The following is a 16263-nucleotide window of genomic DNA, read 5'->3' on the forward strand; positions in this document are numbered from 1 at the left end:
TAAACCAAACCTAAGTCGATTGCGAAGAACTGGTCAATCGTCGTACTCGACTCGCACCGACACCGGGTCGGTCTGCAACGCACGGAAGCCTGCGCCGATGAGGCGTCCGAGCACCGGATTGTCGGAGAAGGATCGCGCACGGCGGGCGACGTCGTCGTCGGGCACGAACGTCGCTGTGCCGGTGCGCCATCGGCTGCCCACCCGAATTCGGATTCGGGGCTCGTCGGTGATATTGGCTCCCCAGCCGGATCGGGTTCCATGCTGGGAGATCAGCCAGGCTCCGGTGTCGTCGAACACTACCGACACCGGAACCTGTCGGCGTAGGCCGGATTTGCGGCCGACGGTCTCGATATCGGTGACGAGGGAAGTTCGGACGCCGATCGAGGTGAGCCCGTTGACGACCGGATTCGCGATGTGTTTGCCGATCCAGCGTTCGCGGCGAAACTTCGTCACGGCAGCAGATGTGTCCACCCGAGCAGAACTGCGGCGGTTGCGGAACGCGTCCCAGCCGTTGCGCTGCATCATCGTGGCCGCTGTCTTCCATGCCGGACGGCTCGAATTCGGTTGATGCCCAGCGCCGATGAGCTGCAACTGATCGGTGTGCCATTGCAGGTCGAGAGCGCCGTTGATCTGCTTGAACGCGCTGGACTTCGACGGGACACGCAGAGCCACGCGCGGCGATTCGACGCGATCCAGTGTGCCGTCGACCAGGGAATTCGCGACGGCCGGGGCGAGGGCAGTCGGACGGCCGAGGCCGACCATGTCGCACTCACCCGACTGCACTGCCGCATTCATCACCGAACGGGTACGGAAGCCGCCGGTGACCGCCAGCGGCACGGTTCCTGCCGCGTCGCGCACCGTCCGCGCGTACTCCAGAAAGTACGCCTCGCGATCGCGGGTGCTCGCGGTGCCCATCATCGCGGGTGATTCGTAACTGCCACCGCTGATTTCGATCAGATCTATGGATTCCCGAACGAGATGCTCGACGGTGATGCGTGATTCTTCCTCGCTGAACCCGCCGCGCTGGAAGTCCGCCGAATTCAGTTTGATTCCCACTGCGAAACTCGGAGACACCGCTGCTCTGATCGCGCGGACGACTTCGAGTACGAATCGCATCCGTCCGTCGAGGTCGCCGCCCCAGGCGTCCTCGCGCCGATTGGACAGCGGCGAGAGGAACTGCGACACCAGGTAGCCGTGCGCCCCGTGGATCTGGACGCCGTCGAAACCGGCCGTCTCGGCCACGGCCGCTGCGGTGGCGAATCGGCCGATGATGTCGTGAATATCGTTCTCGCTCAACGCCCGAGGTGCTGGAATCCCCGGGATGTTGGGAGCGATGGCGGACGGTGCAACGGGCTTGGTGCGGGTGACGAGCGGGTTGGCCTGTCGACCGGGATGATTGAGCTGCATCCAGATGGGGGCACCGCCGTCGGACGTCGCTTTCGCCCAACGGGCGAGCGCATCGCGGTCGCGACCGTCCTCGATGACGACATTGCCCGGTTCTCCGAGATGGGACCGGTCGACCATCACGTTGCCGGTCACCACCAGGCCGTAGCCGCCTGCGCCCCACTGGCGGTACAGCGTTTCGAGGCGGGAGTCCGGGCCGTGCTCGGCGGTGGACAGTCCTTCGCTGAGCGCTGCCTTCATCACACGATTCGGCAAGATCTGCCCGCAGGCGAGGGTGAGCGGGCTGCTCAGATCGATCACGTCGGTGTCAGGGGACATGCGTTGCTCCGGTTCCGGGACTGCGGTTCCAGCTATGATGGACAACATAGCTACAGAACGACTGTAGGTGTAACGAGACGTCACGTCAATCATTGTGGCGTCCACGGGAGGGGTTCGGATGGCGAATCGAAGCAGTGCTCGGGACGACATGCTGCGCAGCGCTGCGCAGCTGTTTCGTCGACGCGGCGTTGACGCGACCTCGCTGGCCGACGTCATCGATCTTGCGGGCGCGCCGCGCGGCTCGATCTATCACCACTTTCCTCGCGGCAAGCCGCAGTTGGTGGAAGAAGCGACGCGAACTGCGGGAGCCGCCATGGGCACGATGATCTCGGCCGGCCTGACCGCGGCGGGACCCGCGGCCACCGTCCGGGCAATCATCGAGGGCTTTCGCAGCGAACTGCTGGCCACTGGCTTCGTAGCGGGGTGTCCGGTCGCTCCCGCTGCGCTCGAGGGGCTCAATGCTCCCGGTGCCGTGACGGCGGCGGGCGAGTCGTTCTCCTCTTGGGAGGACACGATCGCCGCGTCCCTGTGGCAGCGCGGCGTCGCCCGCGAGCGGGCTCACGCGTTGGCCACCTTTGCGATAGCGGCCATCGAAGGTGCGCTGATCATGTCCAAGGCGCAACGCTCGACTACGGCCCTGGATCGGACGGAGGGGGAGTTGTCGGCCCTGCTCGAGGCGGTCCTGGAGGCTTCGGCGGGCCGCTGACACCGACCTCGTGGAGGTACTCGATATTGCTATAACTGTCAGTAACAGCTAACTTCCCTTCAGGCACTATGCCGATCGTCATAGTCGAAGGGATTCTCATGTCGCTACCCACCACCTCCCGTCACTCGGTGGACGTCCCGCAGTTCCGTCGGCGATACCTCGCGCTGATCGTGATCTGCGCAGCCGAGCTGCTCGTCGTGTTGGACAACACCGTCGTCAACGTCGCACTGCCCTCGATGGGACTGCAGTTGCGTGCCGACATGAGCGGACTGCAGTGGGTGGTCGACGCCTACACGCTGACGTTCGCGGGATTGCTGTTGGCGTTCGGTCACCTCGGCGATCGCTACGGCCGCAAGAAGGTCATGATTTTCGGACTGGCGGGTATCGCGGTGATGTCGGTCGGCGGCGCTGTCGCCGCCGATCTGGGACAGGTGATCGCGGCCCGTGCGGCCATGGGAGTGTGTGCGGCCGCAGTGTTTCCGGCGACCCTTGCCCTGATCATCAACATCTTCACCGACGCCAAGGAGCGAGCGCTGGCCATCGCGGCCTGGACGGCCATGGCCGGGTTCGCCATCGCGATCGGCCCGACGGCCGGTGGATTCCTTCTCGAGCATTTCTCGTGGCACTCGGTGTTCTGGATCAACGTTCCTGTCGCCCTGCTCGTTCTGGTGGCCGCGCTGGCCTGCGTACCGGAGTCGAAGGCAGAGCACGTCGGCAAGTACGACCCCCTGGGCATCGCGTTGTCGTTGGCCGGCATCACAATACTGGTCTGGGCGATCATCGAAGCGCCACACAACGGTTGGTTGTCTGCAACGAGCATCGGAGCCTACGCGGCAGGATCGGCAGCCGTCGTCGCTTTCGTCTGGTGGGAATTGCGAACACCGTCTCCGGTACTGGACTTGAACCTGTTTCGAAACCGGCGATTCTCACTGCCCGCCTTGGCCATTGCCGTGGCGTACTTCAGTATGTTCGGCTTCCTGTTCATGATCACCCAGTACTTCCAGGGTGTGATGGAGTTGACCCCACTGCAATTCGGCGTTCACTCGCTACCCTTCGCGATATCCATCGCAATCGGTGCGCCGCTGGCGACGATCATCGCGCAACGCATCGGAACCACGGCCGTGATCGTCTTCGGATTGGTGGTAATGAGCATCGGCATGTTCATCGCAGGTCAGGTGGAGGTCGAAACGCCTTATCTGGGGCCGGTTCTCGTCTCGATGGTTCTGATGGGCCTCGGCTTGGCGATCGTGCAGGGTCCTGCCACCGAGTCGATCATGTCCTCGGTGACGCTCGACGAAGCAGGTGCGGGCTCCGCGGTGAACGACACCACCCGAGAGGTCGGCGGAACGCTCGGAGTTGCCGTGCTCGGATCGATCGTCGCGTCGATCTACACCACACAGGTGAGTCCGAAGATCGACGCGATACCCGACGCGATCATGGAGCCCTACCAAAAGGCGTTCGCTCGCGAAACGGTCGTCAGCGTCATCGAGATCGTGAAAGCGCCCACCAACCCGGTCTTCGCGACGCAGAAGGCCGACCTGATCCACGCGATGAAAGCTGCGTGCCTGGAAGGCTTTCAGCTCGCGTCGTTCGTCACCGTCGGAGCCGCTATGACTTGTGCGCTTGCCGTCGCGCTGTTCCTGCCGTGTCGACGACCGGAGGGAAACGGTGTGCTGCTCGCGTGGCGCGGATCCGAGGACGCCGACGAGATCAGTTGAAGGGCGTGCCGCCGGTGACCGCGATGGTCTCGCCGGTGATGTAGCTCGATTCGTTCGATGCCAGGAAGACATATGCCGGTGCCAATTCCGCGGGTTGGCCCGGTCGTCCCAGCGGGACGGTCTCGCCGAACTTCTCGTACTTCTCCGCAGGCATCGTCGCGGGAATGAGCGGTGTCCATATCGGTCCGGGCGCAACAGCATTGACGCGAATTCCGCGCCCTGCAAGATCGCCGGCAAGGCCCTTGGTGAAGGCCACGATTCCCGCCTTGGTCGTGGCGTAGTCCATCAGTTCCGGAGAAGGGTTCGATGCCTGAATCGAGGTGGTGTTGATGATCGTCGAGCCTGCGTCCATGATCTCGGCAGCGCGTTTCGAAATCCAGAACAAGGCGTACAGGTTGGTCTTGAGCACCCGATCGAACTGCTCGGTGGTGATGTCGGCGATGCCGCCTATCTGTGCCATCTGAAACGCGGCGTTGTTGACGACGATGTCGAGTCCGTCGAGGACCTCGGACGCGGTGTCGACCAGTTGCACGCACTGCGACTCGTCGGTGAGATCGCAGGCGATGGCTCTGCCTGCGCGGCCTGCTCCCTCTATGAGGTCGACGGTGGTCTGCGCGTCAGGACCTTAGGACTCGAGGTGTGCGATGACGACGTCGGCACCCTCGCGCGCAAATGCAAGTGCAACAGCGCGGCCGATGCCCGAGTCGCCTCCGGTGATCAGAGCTTTGCGGCCGTGCAATCGACCAGATCCACGGTAGGAATCCTCACCGTGATCGGGAGAGGTGACCATGTCGCGGGTCAGTCCTGGGTGCTCGAGGCGTCCTTGCTCGGCCCGATCGGGCATCGGAAACGCGGTGGTCGGGTCGGATTTGCTGAACTGGTCGGACATTGTCGATCCTTGCCTCGGTGTGCGTGAAATGCTCCACGCGGCAAGTCGAACGAGCCGCTTCGATTCAGTGGAGACGACTCACGGCGCACGTGCCGTCCGGAGTCGCTGTCCTCCTGGGGTTTGCCGAATCGGGCGTACCGCAAACCTCAACCGATCATGCAGCGCGCGGATCCGCTCCGATGGTCACTGCGCCCAATGCGTCGAGAACGATGCGCGCGGGCCGCGTCGGAGCGTAGATCTCAAGCCGGCCCACACTGCGCGTGGCAGCGTCGACGATCACGCATGCGGACCCCGAGTACATGAAGGTGACCGCCGACAAGTCCAGCAGCACAACCGTTTCGCCGCGCAAGGCGTCGTCGAGCGCTTGCAACAGATCGGTGCGTGCCCGCAGATCGAGATCGCCCGTCGCTCGGACGACAGTCAGGCGAGGGGAGTAGAACTCGGTGCCGATGGAGTAACGAGCATTGCCGCGTTCGACGGGTGCGAGGCGAGAATCGAAGTGGTCGGTGACAGTCACGGTGCGAACCTCTCAGTTCGGATGGCCTAACGACCGACGTGCACGGGGTGGAACCCGAGGGCTACAGGTTCCGGTGCATGCCGTGCGGCAATCCTGACAGCGCAACGTCACCGAACCGAGGCCTGACCATCACGGACCGATAGCTAGTCGGTAACGAAAAGGTAACGGCAGATGTGACGCCGCTGAGCGTCGTTCAGGGCAATGTGTGGCCTGCCGCCCGGAACAGGCGGTACCACTCCTGCCTGGTCAGGCGTAGGTCCGAACCGCCGGCGGCTTCGACGATTCGCTCGGGATTCGTGGTTCCGAGCACAACCTGAATATCGGCCGGGTGCCTGGTGATCCAGGCCGTTGCCACCGCCGACGGGGTCGAGCCGTGTACGTGGGCGATCTCGTCCAATGCCACGTTCAGATCGGGATAGTTCTCGCGGTCGCCCACGAACACACCGGAGGATGTCCCGCTCTGGAACGGTGACCACGCCTGCAGGGTGATGCCGCGCGTTCGCGCGTAGTCCAGCAAACCGTTGTCGCGGTCGATCGACTGATCCTCGGCGCCCATGTTGGCGGTCAGGCCCGCCGCGATCAACGGCGAGTGCACGATGCTCAGCTGTACTTGATCGAACAGAATGGGTTGATTCACAGCAGTTTTCAGCAACTCGATCTGGCCGGGTGTGTGATTGGAGACGCCGAAGCCGAGGACCTTGCCCGACGCGTGCAGGTGGTCGAATGCTGCTGCAACCTCTTCCGGCTCGACGAGGGTGTCCGGTCGGTGCAGTAGAAGGGTGTCCAGGTGGTCGACGCCGAGGGCCGCGAGTGACGCCTCGACCGTGGTGACGATGTGATCCTCGGAGAAGTCGAACCAGCCCTCGCGAATGCCGACCTTGCTCTGAATACTGACGTGCTCGCGCTGCGACGAAGTCAGGGTGACCGCATCTCCGAATCGCTTCTCGCACGTGTGCGGGGCACCGCCGTAGATATCGGCATGGTCGAACACCGTGACGCCCACGTCGAGGGCGGTGTCCACCAGTCTCCTGATCTGGTTGTCGTCCAGATCGCTGATGCGCATGAACCCCAGCACGATGCTCGAGACTGCTGTTCCGGTGTGGGGGAGGGCGAAGGTTCGCATGTCGGTTACTCGAACTCCAGACGCATGGATTGGGTGGTTGCCTGCAGCAGCAGGGCGAAGCCGGTGAAGGAGACGACGATCGGAGCCCACAGCACCACCGCCACGAACGTGTCCACACCCCGCTCGACGACGATATAGACCGCGACGACGGTGGTGCCGAGCAGGCAGAGAGCGACGTGCGTGGCCAACCGCCACTTGTCGAAGAAGAAGCCGGCAAGCATGCCGATCGGGATGAGGAACGCGCACTTGCCGAGCGTGACCTCGGGCGCGAAATCTGCCGTGATGGTGGCACCGAAAATTGCGAAGTTCGCGATGACGACGAAGGCGAACGCCTGTCCGAGCGTCGGCCACGGACCGAACCACCAGAACGCGCCCATGATGTACGCGGCGATCATGCACGTCCACTGCACGATCGACGGGATCGTCGTCGTGGCTCCGTAGCCGAAGGCGAGCTCGAAGGTCACGACCACGGCCATGGCCAGGGCGGCAGCGGAGACGATGCGTTTGACCGCGGTGGTCAACGCGAGGCTGGTCATCACGCCGATACACCATTGATAATGCTCGTTGGATCTCGTCATGGCGCGAGTCATGTCAGCCCCCATCGTTCCAATCGGGCCCCGATTGAAACACAGCCGTCTGCGCCGGGGTTCGAGTTCGTTCATTTTTCCTGGCCGGCGACCCGCTCGCTCGGCACGTCGGTCAGCTGATGAGACGGTGCAACAGTGCGGGAAGTGTCTCGGTGATGTCGTGGCGGACGGCGACTCGGTGCCTCGCGGCATCCCCGAGGGTCCGCCGCCGATCCGAATCGGCCACAACCGTCGAAATGGCCGCAGCGAGGGCTGAGGCGTTGCCGGGCTCGACCAGTATCCCGGCACCGTCGACGAGGAACTCGTGGGTGCCGCCGTGGTCGGTTCCGATCACCGGCAGCCCGTGTGACATCGCTTCGAGAACCGACAACGGACCCGCCTCCGGCGACGTGCTTGCGGAAACGACCACGTCCCACCTCTGTAGCGCAGATTTCGCGTCGGTGTGCCCGAGGAACTCGACACGACCCGCGAGGTCCGTTCGAGACGCTCGCTCGTGGAGTTCTGCGACATACTCATGATCACCAGGGAAGCTGCCGCCGGCGAGTTCGACACGGATCTCGGGAAGAGTGGCCACGGCGTCGAGCAGAACTCGGTGGCCCTTCCACGGTGTCAGCAGAGCCAACATACCGATTACCGGCGGGGTGTGGAGTTCGCCGCCGAAGCGGGGCACCGGCCACGGCACTCCGTTGTGGGACACCACCACCGGAAGGCCGGCCGCGCGGAGGGGAACGGCCGTTGCTTCCGACACCGACACCGCGACGCGAACGGCGGGCCGCGCGAACCGCACCACCACGCGCTGCTTGGCAGAGGTCATGGTGTCGTGGACGAGCCACGACGCACCGCGCGCGGGACGGGCCAACCGTGCGACCGGGAGCGCGAAGAGTGAGTTGACGACGGTAGTGGTGCCCGGTGCACGGGCAATCGTACGTACCGCGCGGGCTGCGGTGACCCACCTCGCCAGCATGCGTGCCGCCGCGACGCCTCGGGCGGCTCCTCGTTCACCGCCGAGCCCGAGCTCGCCGATGGCGATGTGTCGCGTCGTCGCGGGTACTCGATCGGCCAGAGGGCCGGTGGGACAAGCGATCACAGTGTCATAGCCGCGGCGCTCGGCCTCGTCTATCAGATCCAGTAGCACCTTCTCGGCACCGGAGACCTGCCCGGTGTGGGCGAGGAACAGCACTGTCGATCCAGAGGTCATGATCGAGCTCCGTCTGTTCTGTGAGGGTGATTCGACATCGGTATTCCTACGTCAGAATGCATCTCGGAGTAGCGCGACGGGGTCATCGCACATGCGCCGCAGTGCTGCGTCCACCACATCGACGTCGATCATCTTGCTGCAGAACGATGCCGTGTACGTCCGCCCACCTGCAATCTCGGCAATGAGCATCGTGCAGCCGTCCGGGCCGTCGGGCTCGAGTGATGCTGCCAGCTGTGGGGGTCGCCCGTCGTCGGCCCAATCGAGGTGGTCGAAGACGCGCAGTCGCCCGAGGTCGCTGACGGCCAGCCTCAATGTTTCGGGAACCTCGACGACAGAATTGTTCTGCGAGGGAGCAGAAGGCCGAACTCGCGACGCAGCATCGCGCAGCAGTGACATTCCCAATACCGCTATGGGCCATCCCGATTCGATCACCTCACGCATTGCTCCAGCGATACCGGCGGGCGTCGTGCCCGAAGGGAGGCGAAGTGGAATGCCGACGGCAAAGTTCCCGTGCGAATTCTGTTGCGCCGAATCGAGATAGCGTCGACTGTTGAACAAGACCATGATGTGCTCGGCGACGTCGACGCCCTCGGCCCGAAGAGCCGCACTCCACAGCGCGATCGAGATCGACGCGGCGGTCGCTCCTGGCATGTGCTCGGCCGTCCAGTGCTTGAGTTCGTCCACACGGGCTGAGCTCATGTATCCGGCTCGGCTGACTTTCGCGGCTTCCCAGTTCTCGATTCTGCGACGGGGAGCTGACTCGCTGTCGGCCTCGGTTCGGTGGCGACCGCGCAGCTTCCAGAAGTCCGCCAAGGTCTTCGGGTTTCGAGAATAGTGTCGCCACAACGCTTTCCATGTTGCGCTCGCCGGTAGTCCTACCGCGAGCCCGGGGACCAGTGCCCCGTCGGCATCGTCGCAGAATGCCGCCAACATCATGACGCCGATCTGGCCGTCCCCGATTCCATGCGAGTAGTCGATCGCGAGATGGTCATCGAACACGACCACCTCGAGAGGACTGCGTTTCCCGTCTCGGGATCGAATGTCGGTGAGCATCTTGCCCAGGTCGTCCGTGGGATCGGTGCTCGCGGAGACGTTGTCACCTGCGATGTCGGTTCGGTAGCGCCACTGCCGTGCGTCCGACCGCGGTTCCACGGCGAGGTGTGCCTCGGTATCGACCTGTTCGGCGGCCGTGAGCGTTCGTCTCGTGCGTCCGACATCGAGACCACGAACGGGGCCGACTGCGGTGACTATTCGGGTATCGGCGAAGACACGATCCAGCGCAGTTGCGCGGTATCGACGCTCAGCGGACGGCATCGACTACCTCCTGCATTCGACTGCGGAAATTTGCCCGTGAAAAGCCCTCCGCCCACGCGCGAATGGCAGCGCGGTCGTAGTCTCCGGGGTCGAAGGAGCGCATGGCCTCGGCAAATCCGGCGATCACTTCGGCGTCGGAGCCCGGAGCCACGTGCACCCCGGTCTTTCCGGGTACCACCGAGTCCATGGCACCGCCGTCGCCCAAGGCGATGACGGGTGTTCCGGTTGCCATGGACTCGACGGGGACGATGCCGAAGTCCTCCACTCCCGGCATCAGCAGAGCACGTGTCGTTCGATGAAGCTCGAGAAGCTTCTCGTGTGAAACTCGTCCCAGGAAGGTCGTTTTGGGTCCGGCCAGTTTCCGGCAGGCGTCCATCGCCCGGCCGTCTCCGGCCACCACGAGGGGAACGTCGGCCTCGGCGGCCGCGCGCACCGCGATGTCCGGACGCTTGTAGGGGACCAGGCGTCCCGCGAGCAGGAAGAAGTTCTCTCTCTCGACAGACGGATCCGGTGTGAATCCCTCGGTGTCGACGGGAGGATGGACCACCAGGGCGTCGTCTCGGCCCCACCAGTCCTCGATGCGACGTGCAACTGCAGTCGAATTGGCCACCACGGTGGTCAGTTTCGGTGCGGCAGCGATCTCGCATCGACGGGCAACGGCCGACAGTGCCGTCAGTATCGCTGCTCCGGCTCTACCGCCCCCTTCGCCTGCGCGTAGTTCGGGGTCCCAGGCCCACCGTGCCGGGCTGTGCACGTATGCGATCACCGGGGAGTCGGTGGCGAACACCGCTTGCGTCGCAAAGGCGTGATGGCTCACGACGACTGCATCGAAACCGCTGAGGGGCATGCGCCGAAAGGCCAGCGGCATCATCGGAAGGACGGGCGCGTAGGACCGCTGCCCCAACGCGTCGTACACCCGATTCAGGCTCGACGTGTGCACCTCGCGGCTGATTCCTGCCGGAACCCCGGAGGGCCGAGAGATCGGCGCGAACACCTCGGCCGCAGGCCAATGCAACGCGAGCTGTTCGATGACGTGCTCGGATCCGGCGATCTCGGTGAATCTCTCGTGTACGACGGCAATTCTGTCAGCTGGCATGGCTTCGGCCTTCCGGCGCGATCGTTTGAGTGGTCTGTTCCACCCGTCGAGTCGAGTCCTTTGTCTGCAGGACCAGGTGCACGGGAATGTCGAAGTCGTCGAGCCGCCGCAGTGCGGCGGTTGCTGCCTTCTTGTCCCGTCCACGTCTCGACACCAGCACCACCACGGTCTCGACGTCGCCCACCTCTGTGTGCTGCCACCACTGCTCCGACAACCCGAATTCTGCGGTGGCGCGGCGATGTTCGGTTGTCCGATTCTGATCGTGAGTCGACTCCGACACGGCACCCTCGCCGACCAACAGGACGATCACGCTGTCGCCCTTGGGTGCTGCGTGTCGAGCCCCCTCGAAGCGGGTCGATCGCCGCGCTCGAGTGCTGCGATCCGCGCAGCTACGGCGGGCGGCACCGTGTCGCCCGCCGTCGGGTCGAAGTGCGCTCCGTATTTGCGAGACACCCGACGGGCCCAGGAGCGAGAGGGCCTGCGTCCGAGACGTCCTCGCAGCAACACGATCAGTTCGGCCGCGACGATGAGAGCAGCGAGCGCGGCGACGAGTGCCTCCGAGACCGGTTTCGGCGACACCGGCGTTGTGCTCTGCTCGGGGTTCGACAGCACGACCAGTCGATCTCCTCCCGCAGCAGCCTCGACTTCGCTCAGGCGGGTGCGTAGTTCGGCCAGTTCGGACACGGCCGCGGCCCGGCTCGGGTCGTCGGCGGGGAGAGCGTCCACTCGCGCCTGTTGCGCGTCGATCGAGGACTGCGCTTCGTCCGTTCGCTCTCGAGAGTCGCGGATCGCGTTGGCAGTGCTGGTACTTGCCATGGTCGACACCATCGTTCGAGCGAGATCTGCGGCGAGCTCGGGAGAACGGGTCGTCACCGTGACGGTCAGCAGTGCGGGCGAGGTGCCGGGGGAGAGTTCGACGCTCGACGCCAGCTCGGCAGCGTTCAGTCCGGAGTCGACCTGCGCGAGGACCTCATCGAGCACACTGCGGTCGGTCGCCAACTCGACGAACGGTGCGCGCATCTGCTCGATGAACGCGTCACCGGGAACGAGGCTTTGGACCGGTTCGATCTCGGCCACGACCGACGCGGCGTACTGCTTGTCGGTGAGTTCGCTTCTGAGGTAGAACACGCCTGCGCCGACCAGCGCAGCAATGATCACGGCGGGCAGCAGTGCCCGGCCGAGTTCACGCATGTGTCCCGCCAGATCGATAGGTGGGGGGACGTCACCCCGGTGTACGGCATCGTGGACGGACATCAACCGCGTACCCTTCCGTCGTCGATGCGAGCGGACGTACCGCTTCGGAGATTCGTGGAGCCGACAGGCTCGATGATAGCCGGGCCCGAGTGCCGTCCGCTTAGCCGTGCCGCCCGTGAATGGAACTGCACATCAACAACATTCGAAGAACAAGCACGACGGTCTGCTGCATCGACGAAACCCGACTGCGACTCCGCAGCGCACGGTACGAATCGGGCGATGTGTCCGTTGTGCCGGTGGTCATTCGGAACGCGCACGGTGACGTCCTTTCTCGGCCGAACCCGGCACTGGTGACTCGACGAGTCCGATGGCGACGAACACGTAGAGCACGCTCGCGACCAGCAGCGCTGCCGCGACCGAGACGAGCAGCCACAGGCCGGGATGGTGTTGCACCAGGAACCAGCCGCCGACCGTAGTGCCTGCGGTGACCACGACTGTCACCGAAATGGACTGCACTGGAAGCAGTCTCGATATGGGCATGCTTCGAGAGATCACGATCCACAGCAGGACGAGAGTGACGCCGATCGTCACGACGGTGGAGATGGCAGCCCCGTCGTACGACATCCGCGGGATCAGGAACAGGTTCAACCCGACGTTCAGGGCCAGACCGACCAGTGCCACCACGGGGTAGTGTCGCTGCATTCCGGCCGACGCGAGCAGAAAAATTCCCAGCATCACCAACGACATCAGCGCCGCACCGATGACGAGCAGACGGGCTGCGTGAGCTCCGTCGACGAACCGTTCGCCGTACAGCAGGCCGATCAGCGGCTCGGCCGACGGTACGAACGCCGCGACAGCCATTGCGCCGAAGAGTGCGAACAGCAGTGCGGCCGAACGTGAGCGTGCGCGAAATGCGGTGGTGTCGTGGGGCCACGACGCGACGAGTAGGGTGCTGATCGGTGCCACCGCCGCCAAGACGAACGTGTCGATCATGTCCGAGAATTTGTACCCGATGGAATACAGTCCCACGGCCTCGAACGTGTCGAGCAGGCTCAGCATCAGCATGTCGATCTTGAGCATGGCGATGGTGAGTGCGAAGCCGATCGCGAGAGGCACGGCCTCCCTCAGATAGGGCCCCCAGCGATGAATTTCGATGTGGCGCGACGGTCGCAGGCCCATGGAACGGTTGCCGATGCCGAAACCCTTGGTCACCAACTTGAACACTTCGTTGGCCACGGCCGGGAGAACGAAGATCAGCAGGGTGGGGGCCAGCACGGCCGCCAGCACGGTCAACGCCAATTGGATTGCTTGTCCGGCGCTTTCGGCAACGGCCACGAGTACCAGACGGTGGCGACTCTGGAAGAGCACGCTCAATGCGTGACCCGGCGTTGCGAACACGACCACCAGTCCGCCCACCACCGTCGCGAGGACCACTTCGCTCGGATACTGCAGCAACAGAACGTATGCGACGGCCAGCACGTACCCCACCAACCCGAGGACGGTACGCAGAGCGAGAAACGACGACGCCGTTCGACCGATTTCCTCGGGATCGTCGTCCATCAATTTCGCGAGCACGACGCGTCCGACCCCCAGATCGGTCACGACGGACATCAAGCCGAGCAGCGCGAAGACGAAGCTGAACTGGCCCCACTCGTCCGGTCCGAGGGACCTCGCGACGACGACGCTGCCCACCCACCCCAGCGTCGCGATGATCACTCTGCTGATCAGAACGGCAATCGTCGCTTTGGCTGCGGCTTTCGGATCCGCTGCGATGGCGCGGTAGTCCGGGGGCTGCTCGGTGCCGTCGAGCGCAAACTCCTCGGCCATCAGACCATGCCCGCGGCTCGATACGCGTTGGCGGTGAGCTCCGCCGTTCGACGCCAGCTGATCTCGCTGGTGGCAACGGCCGCCGCGTCGACGAGAGCTGCGCGGGCAGCCTCGTCGAAAGCGATGGGTTTCATCGCCTGTACCCAGTCGTCGACGTTCTCCGACTCGACGAGAACGGCACCGTCGCGGACGACGTCGGGGAGGGCACCGACGGCACTGGCGACGACCGCACCGCCCGAGGCCATCGCCTCGACGGGCGGGAGCCCGTAGCCCTCGTACCGAGAGGCGTATGCAGTGACTGTCGCGGCAGCGTAGAGGGCAGGCAGATCCTCGACATCGACATACCCGAGCCCTCGGGAATTGCGGGGAGCGAGGGGACCGGTCGAGCCCGCCCCGGCCAGCAGACACGGCATTCCGAGACTCTCCGCTGCGTCGGCCACCAGCTGAACGTTCTTGCGAGGCTCAACCGTTCCGACCTGCATGACGAAACGGTCCGGCAAGTCGTATTTGGATCGAACGACGTCCACCCGGTTGTCGGTGGGGACGGTGGCCCACGCTGCGGGTGCCAAACCGACCACTGTGGCGTCGCGCCCGCTGACCGCCTTGATTCGATCGGCGGTGAACTGCGAGACCGCAATGAGCAGATCTGCGCGGCGCAGTGCGCGCCGTACCAGTCTCTGTTCACCGAGCGCGCGAAATCGACTCGAGGCCGACGGCATGTCGATGACCGAAAGGTCGTGCACCGTCGCGACTGTGAAGGCCTTGGTCAGGAACGGCAGGTCCACGTCCAGACCGTGCACCACATCGCAACGACCGACAGGAAGGGCCCCGAGCAACGCACGAGCTGCACCGCTGGTGACAGGCCGCTCCATGGCCGTGACCGAGGGCGGGAGCTCACCGACGGCGTCGCGCTGCACCGACGCGGCGAGATCGGCATCGGGTAGGCAGTGCGGTAATTCGTTCAGGAGCTCGCGAATGTAGGTTTGTACTCCGCTTCCGCCCGGCCGGAGGGCGAGCGCCCCGAAAACGATTCGTGTTGCGCTGCTGCGCATCCCACCACTCCTAACAAGAGCCAGAAATAGACATCGATCGGAAATATCTCGAAATACGTCGAGACGAGACTGGCGAACATGGCTGCGACGATCGAGGCACCGACACCGAGTGCCAGCGCACCGTCGTTGCCCGGTAGCGCCCGGGACAGGCGGGTGCACCACAGCAGCGACGTCACGAGCAAGGCGACCACCGCCCACAGGCCGATCGGTCCGAGTTCGAGCAGTGCCTTCACGTAGTAGTTGTCGGGCTGGTAGTTGGTCGAGAGCCCCGATCGCGTGAACGCGACACCCTCGGCGGTGGAAATGCGGTCTGCCGCAGACCCACTCGATCCCAGCCCCGTCCCGAACGGATGAATCAGGATGCTGGCGATGATGTTGGCCCATCCGTCACCGCGCTGACCGAGGCTGCTCGACGAGAAGAACACCGATGTGATGTTGGGGACGAACGGAACAGCCGCGGCCACCGCGACCGCGGCCACCGCCAGGGGTGCGGCGAGATAGCGGAAGCGGACCGCGATCAGGTAGATCGCCCCCACTGCGAGCCCCAGAATGGCTCCGCGCACGATCGAACTCGACATGGCGACCACCATCATCGGAGTAGCCCACAGGAACAGCATGTTTCGCCGCCGGCGCGGATCGGCGAGTGCGACCGCACCGCCCACGAGCAAGGCCAACATCACATACAGCCCGAACGGGAACGGCAGGTTGAACGTGCTGAACGTGCGGAGCAGTCCACCCGAGGTTCGGACCTGTGTGCCGTATTCGTACCCCAACGACACCAATGCGGCCGGTCCGGCCAGGAGTTGTGCGATGCCCACCGCCGAGGTGAACACACCCATCCCCATGAGAACGGAGACGAGGTGGTCGCGGTCCATGGCGTCGAACGGTGCAAGCCACATGACGACCACCAGCAGGATGTAGAAGAAGGTCACCTTGATGCCGAACACGCCGACGATCCCGAACGTGGCGAACGCAGACACGCTGCCGAACACGACGAAGACGACGGCCGCGGGCCACCACGGCATGAACACCCGAGGCGTCGAGCCATGAACGTGTCGGGGTCGGCGCAACCACGCGCACAGAACCGTGAAGACGACCAGGCCTTCCTTCCAGCCGGACACCACCCCGGGGAGGGGAATCAGAACCAGAAGGCCGTGCAGTGGAACCAATCCCGCCAACAGCAACACTCCACGTTGCGGCCGACGGTAGATGGCCGAGGCGACCGCGCAGCCGAGCGCGAGGACGACCGCTGCGCCGAAAGCGAGCGCAACGTACGTGATCACGGGGTGATCCGAACGTGGTCGTGTTCGGCATGGACCA

Annotated in this window: 14 protein-coding genes and 1 pseudogene; 2 read left to right on the forward strand and 13 right to left on the reverse strand. The window is 64.5% G+C overall.

Annotation, left to right across the window (positions count from 1 at the left end):
* Window positions 1–33: 33 nt before the first annotated feature.
* A complete protein-coding gene (locus AYK61_RS00500; RefSeq protein WP_121872298.1) occupies window positions 34–1722 on the reverse strand; it encodes a nitroreductase family deazaflavin-dependent oxidoreductase in 1689 nt (562 codons plus the stop codon).
* A 118-nt stretch (window positions 1723–1840) separates the two neighbouring features.
* Between AYK61_RS00500 and AYK61_RS28150 the strand changes: the two genes are divergently transcribed.
* Entirely contained in the window at window positions 1841–2428 is a 588-nt protein-coding gene (locus AYK61_RS28150; protein ID WP_272913860.1) for a TetR/AcrR family transcriptional regulator, read from the forward strand.
* Window positions 2429–2526: 98 nt separating this feature from the next.
* A complete protein-coding gene (locus AYK61_RS00510; RefSeq protein WP_121869416.1) occupies window positions 2527–4146 on the forward strand; it encodes an MFS transporter in 1620 nt (539 codons plus the stop codon).
* Here the strand turns inward: AYK61_RS00510 and AYK61_RS00515 are convergent.
* The 12 genes and pseudogenes from AYK61_RS00515 to AYK61_RS00570 all read right to left on the reverse strand — a co-directional run bounded on the left by AYK61_RS00515 (window position 4139) and on the right by AYK61_RS00570 (window position 16226).
* A pseudogene (locus AYK61_RS00515) lies at window positions 4139–5035 on the reverse strand (SDR family oxidoreductase). The gene AYK61_RS00510 and the pseudogene AYK61_RS00515 overlap by 8 nt on opposite strands.
* Window positions 5036–5189: 154 nt before the next feature.
* The gene (locus AYK61_RS00520) at window positions 5190–5552 is read right to left on the reverse strand and encodes an STAS domain-containing protein (protein WP_121869417.1); all 363 of its coding nucleotides are present in this window, start codon (window positions 5550–5552) and stop codon (window positions 5190–5192) included.
* Between the two features lie 193 nt (window positions 5553–5745).
* A complete protein-coding gene (locus AYK61_RS00525; protein ID WP_121869418.1) occupies window positions 5746–6675 on the reverse strand; it encodes an aldo/keto reductase family oxidoreductase in 930 nt (309 codons plus the stop codon).
* 5 nt (window positions 6676–6680) lie between these two features.
* Entirely contained in the window at window positions 6681–7253 is a 573-nt protein-coding gene (locus AYK61_RS00530; protein WP_237669233.1) for a giguanylate cyclase, read from the reverse strand.
* Window positions 7254–7374: 121 nt separating this feature from the next.
* The gene (locus AYK61_RS00535; RefSeq protein ID WP_121869420.1) at window positions 7375–8460 is read right to left on the reverse strand and encodes a glycosyltransferase family 4 protein; all 1086 of its coding nucleotides are present in this window, start codon (window positions 8458–8460) and stop codon (window positions 7375–7377) included.
* 51 nt (window positions 8461–8511) lie between these two features.
* The gene (locus tag AYK61_RS00540; protein WP_237669018.1) at window positions 8512–9774 is read right to left on the reverse strand and encodes a hypothetical protein; all 1263 of its coding nucleotides are present in this window, start codon (window positions 9772–9774) and stop codon (window positions 8512–8514) included.
* Entirely contained in the window at window positions 9761–10870 is a 1110-nt protein-coding gene (locus tag AYK61_RS00545; RefSeq protein ID WP_121869421.1) for a glycosyltransferase, read from the reverse strand. Before AYK61_RS00545 ends, AYK61_RS00540 begins: the two co-directional genes overlap by 14 nt.
* Window positions 10860–11180, reverse strand: coding sequence for a hypothetical protein (locus tag AYK61_RS00550; RefSeq protein WP_121869422.1), 321 nt, complete (start codon window positions 11178–11180; stop codon window positions 10860–10862). Before AYK61_RS00550 ends, AYK61_RS00545 begins: the two co-directional genes overlap by 11 nt.
* A complete protein-coding gene (locus tag AYK61_RS00555; protein WP_147458286.1) occupies window positions 11177–12124 on the reverse strand; it encodes a hypothetical protein in 948 nt (315 codons plus the stop codon). The genes AYK61_RS00550 and AYK61_RS00555 overlap by 4 nt, the downstream gene beginning before the upstream one ends.
* A gap of 240 nt (window positions 12125–12364) precedes the next feature.
* A complete protein-coding gene (locus tag AYK61_RS00560; protein WP_121869424.1) occupies window positions 12365–13891 on the reverse strand; it encodes a flippase in 1527 nt (508 codons plus the stop codon).
* Entirely contained in the window at window positions 13891–14943 is a 1053-nt protein-coding gene (locus AYK61_RS00565) for a glycosyltransferase family 1 protein (protein WP_121869425.1), read from the reverse strand. Before AYK61_RS00565 ends, AYK61_RS00560 begins: the two co-directional genes overlap by 1 nt.
* A complete protein-coding gene (locus tag AYK61_RS00570; RefSeq protein WP_121869426.1) occupies window positions 14853–16226 on the reverse strand; it encodes an O-antigen ligase in 1374 nt (457 codons plus the stop codon). The genes AYK61_RS00565 and AYK61_RS00570 overlap by 91 nt, the downstream gene beginning before the upstream one ends.
* Window positions 16227–16263 lie beyond the last annotated feature (37 nt).

Origin of the sequence: Rhodococcus sp. SBT000017 (assembly GCF_003688915.1) — a bacterium.
GTDB lineage: Bacteria > Actinomycetota > Actinomycetes > Mycobacteriales > Mycobacteriaceae > Rhodococcoides.

What these genes read in the sequence shown, in the direction of transcription:
- AYK61_RS00500 (WP_121872298.1), bottom strand. Translation starts at nt 1,722, where the DNA reads ATGTCCCCTGACACCGACGTGATCGATCTGAGCAGCCCGCTCACCCTC.
- AYK61_RS28150 (WP_272913860.1), top strand. Translation starts at nt 1,841, where the DNA reads ATGGCGAATCGAAGCAGTGCTCGGGACGACATGCTGCGCAGCGCTGCG.
- AYK61_RS00510 (WP_121869416.1), top strand. Translation starts at nt 2,527, where the DNA reads ATGTCGCTACCCACCACCTCCCGTCACTCGGTGGACGTCCCGCAGTTC.
- AYK61_RS00525 (WP_121869418.1), bottom strand. Translation starts at nt 6,675, where the DNA reads ATGCGAACCTTCGCCCTCCCCCACACCGGAACAGCAGTCTCGAGCATC.
- AYK61_RS00530 (WP_237669233.1), bottom strand. Translation starts at nt 7,253, where the DNA reads ATGACGAGATCCAACGAGCATTATCAATGGTGTATCGGCGTGATGACC.
- AYK61_RS00535 (WP_121869420.1), bottom strand. Translation starts at nt 8,460, where the DNA reads ATGACCTCTGGATCGACAGTGCTGTTCCTCGCCCACACCGGGCAGGTC.
- AYK61_RS00540 (WP_237669018.1), bottom strand. Translation starts at nt 9,774, where the DNA reads ATGCCGTCCGCTGAGCGTCGATACCGCGCAACTGCGCTGGATCGTGTC.
- AYK61_RS00545 (WP_121869421.1), bottom strand. Translation starts at nt 10,870, where the DNA reads ATGCCAGCTGACAGAATTGCCGTCGTACACGAGAGATTCACCGAGATC.
- AYK61_RS00555 (WP_147458286.1), bottom strand. Translation starts at nt 12,124, where the DNA reads ATGTCCGTCCACGATGCCGTACACCGGGGTGACGTCCCCCCACCTATC.
- AYK61_RS00560 (WP_121869424.1), bottom strand. Translation starts at nt 13,891, where the DNA reads ATGGCCGAGGAGTTTGCGCTCGACGGCACCGAGCAGCCCCCGGACTAC.
- AYK61_RS00565 (WP_121869425.1), bottom strand. Translation starts at nt 14,943, where the DNA reads ATGCGCAGCAGCGCAACACGAATCGTTTTCGGGGCGCTCGCCCTCCGG.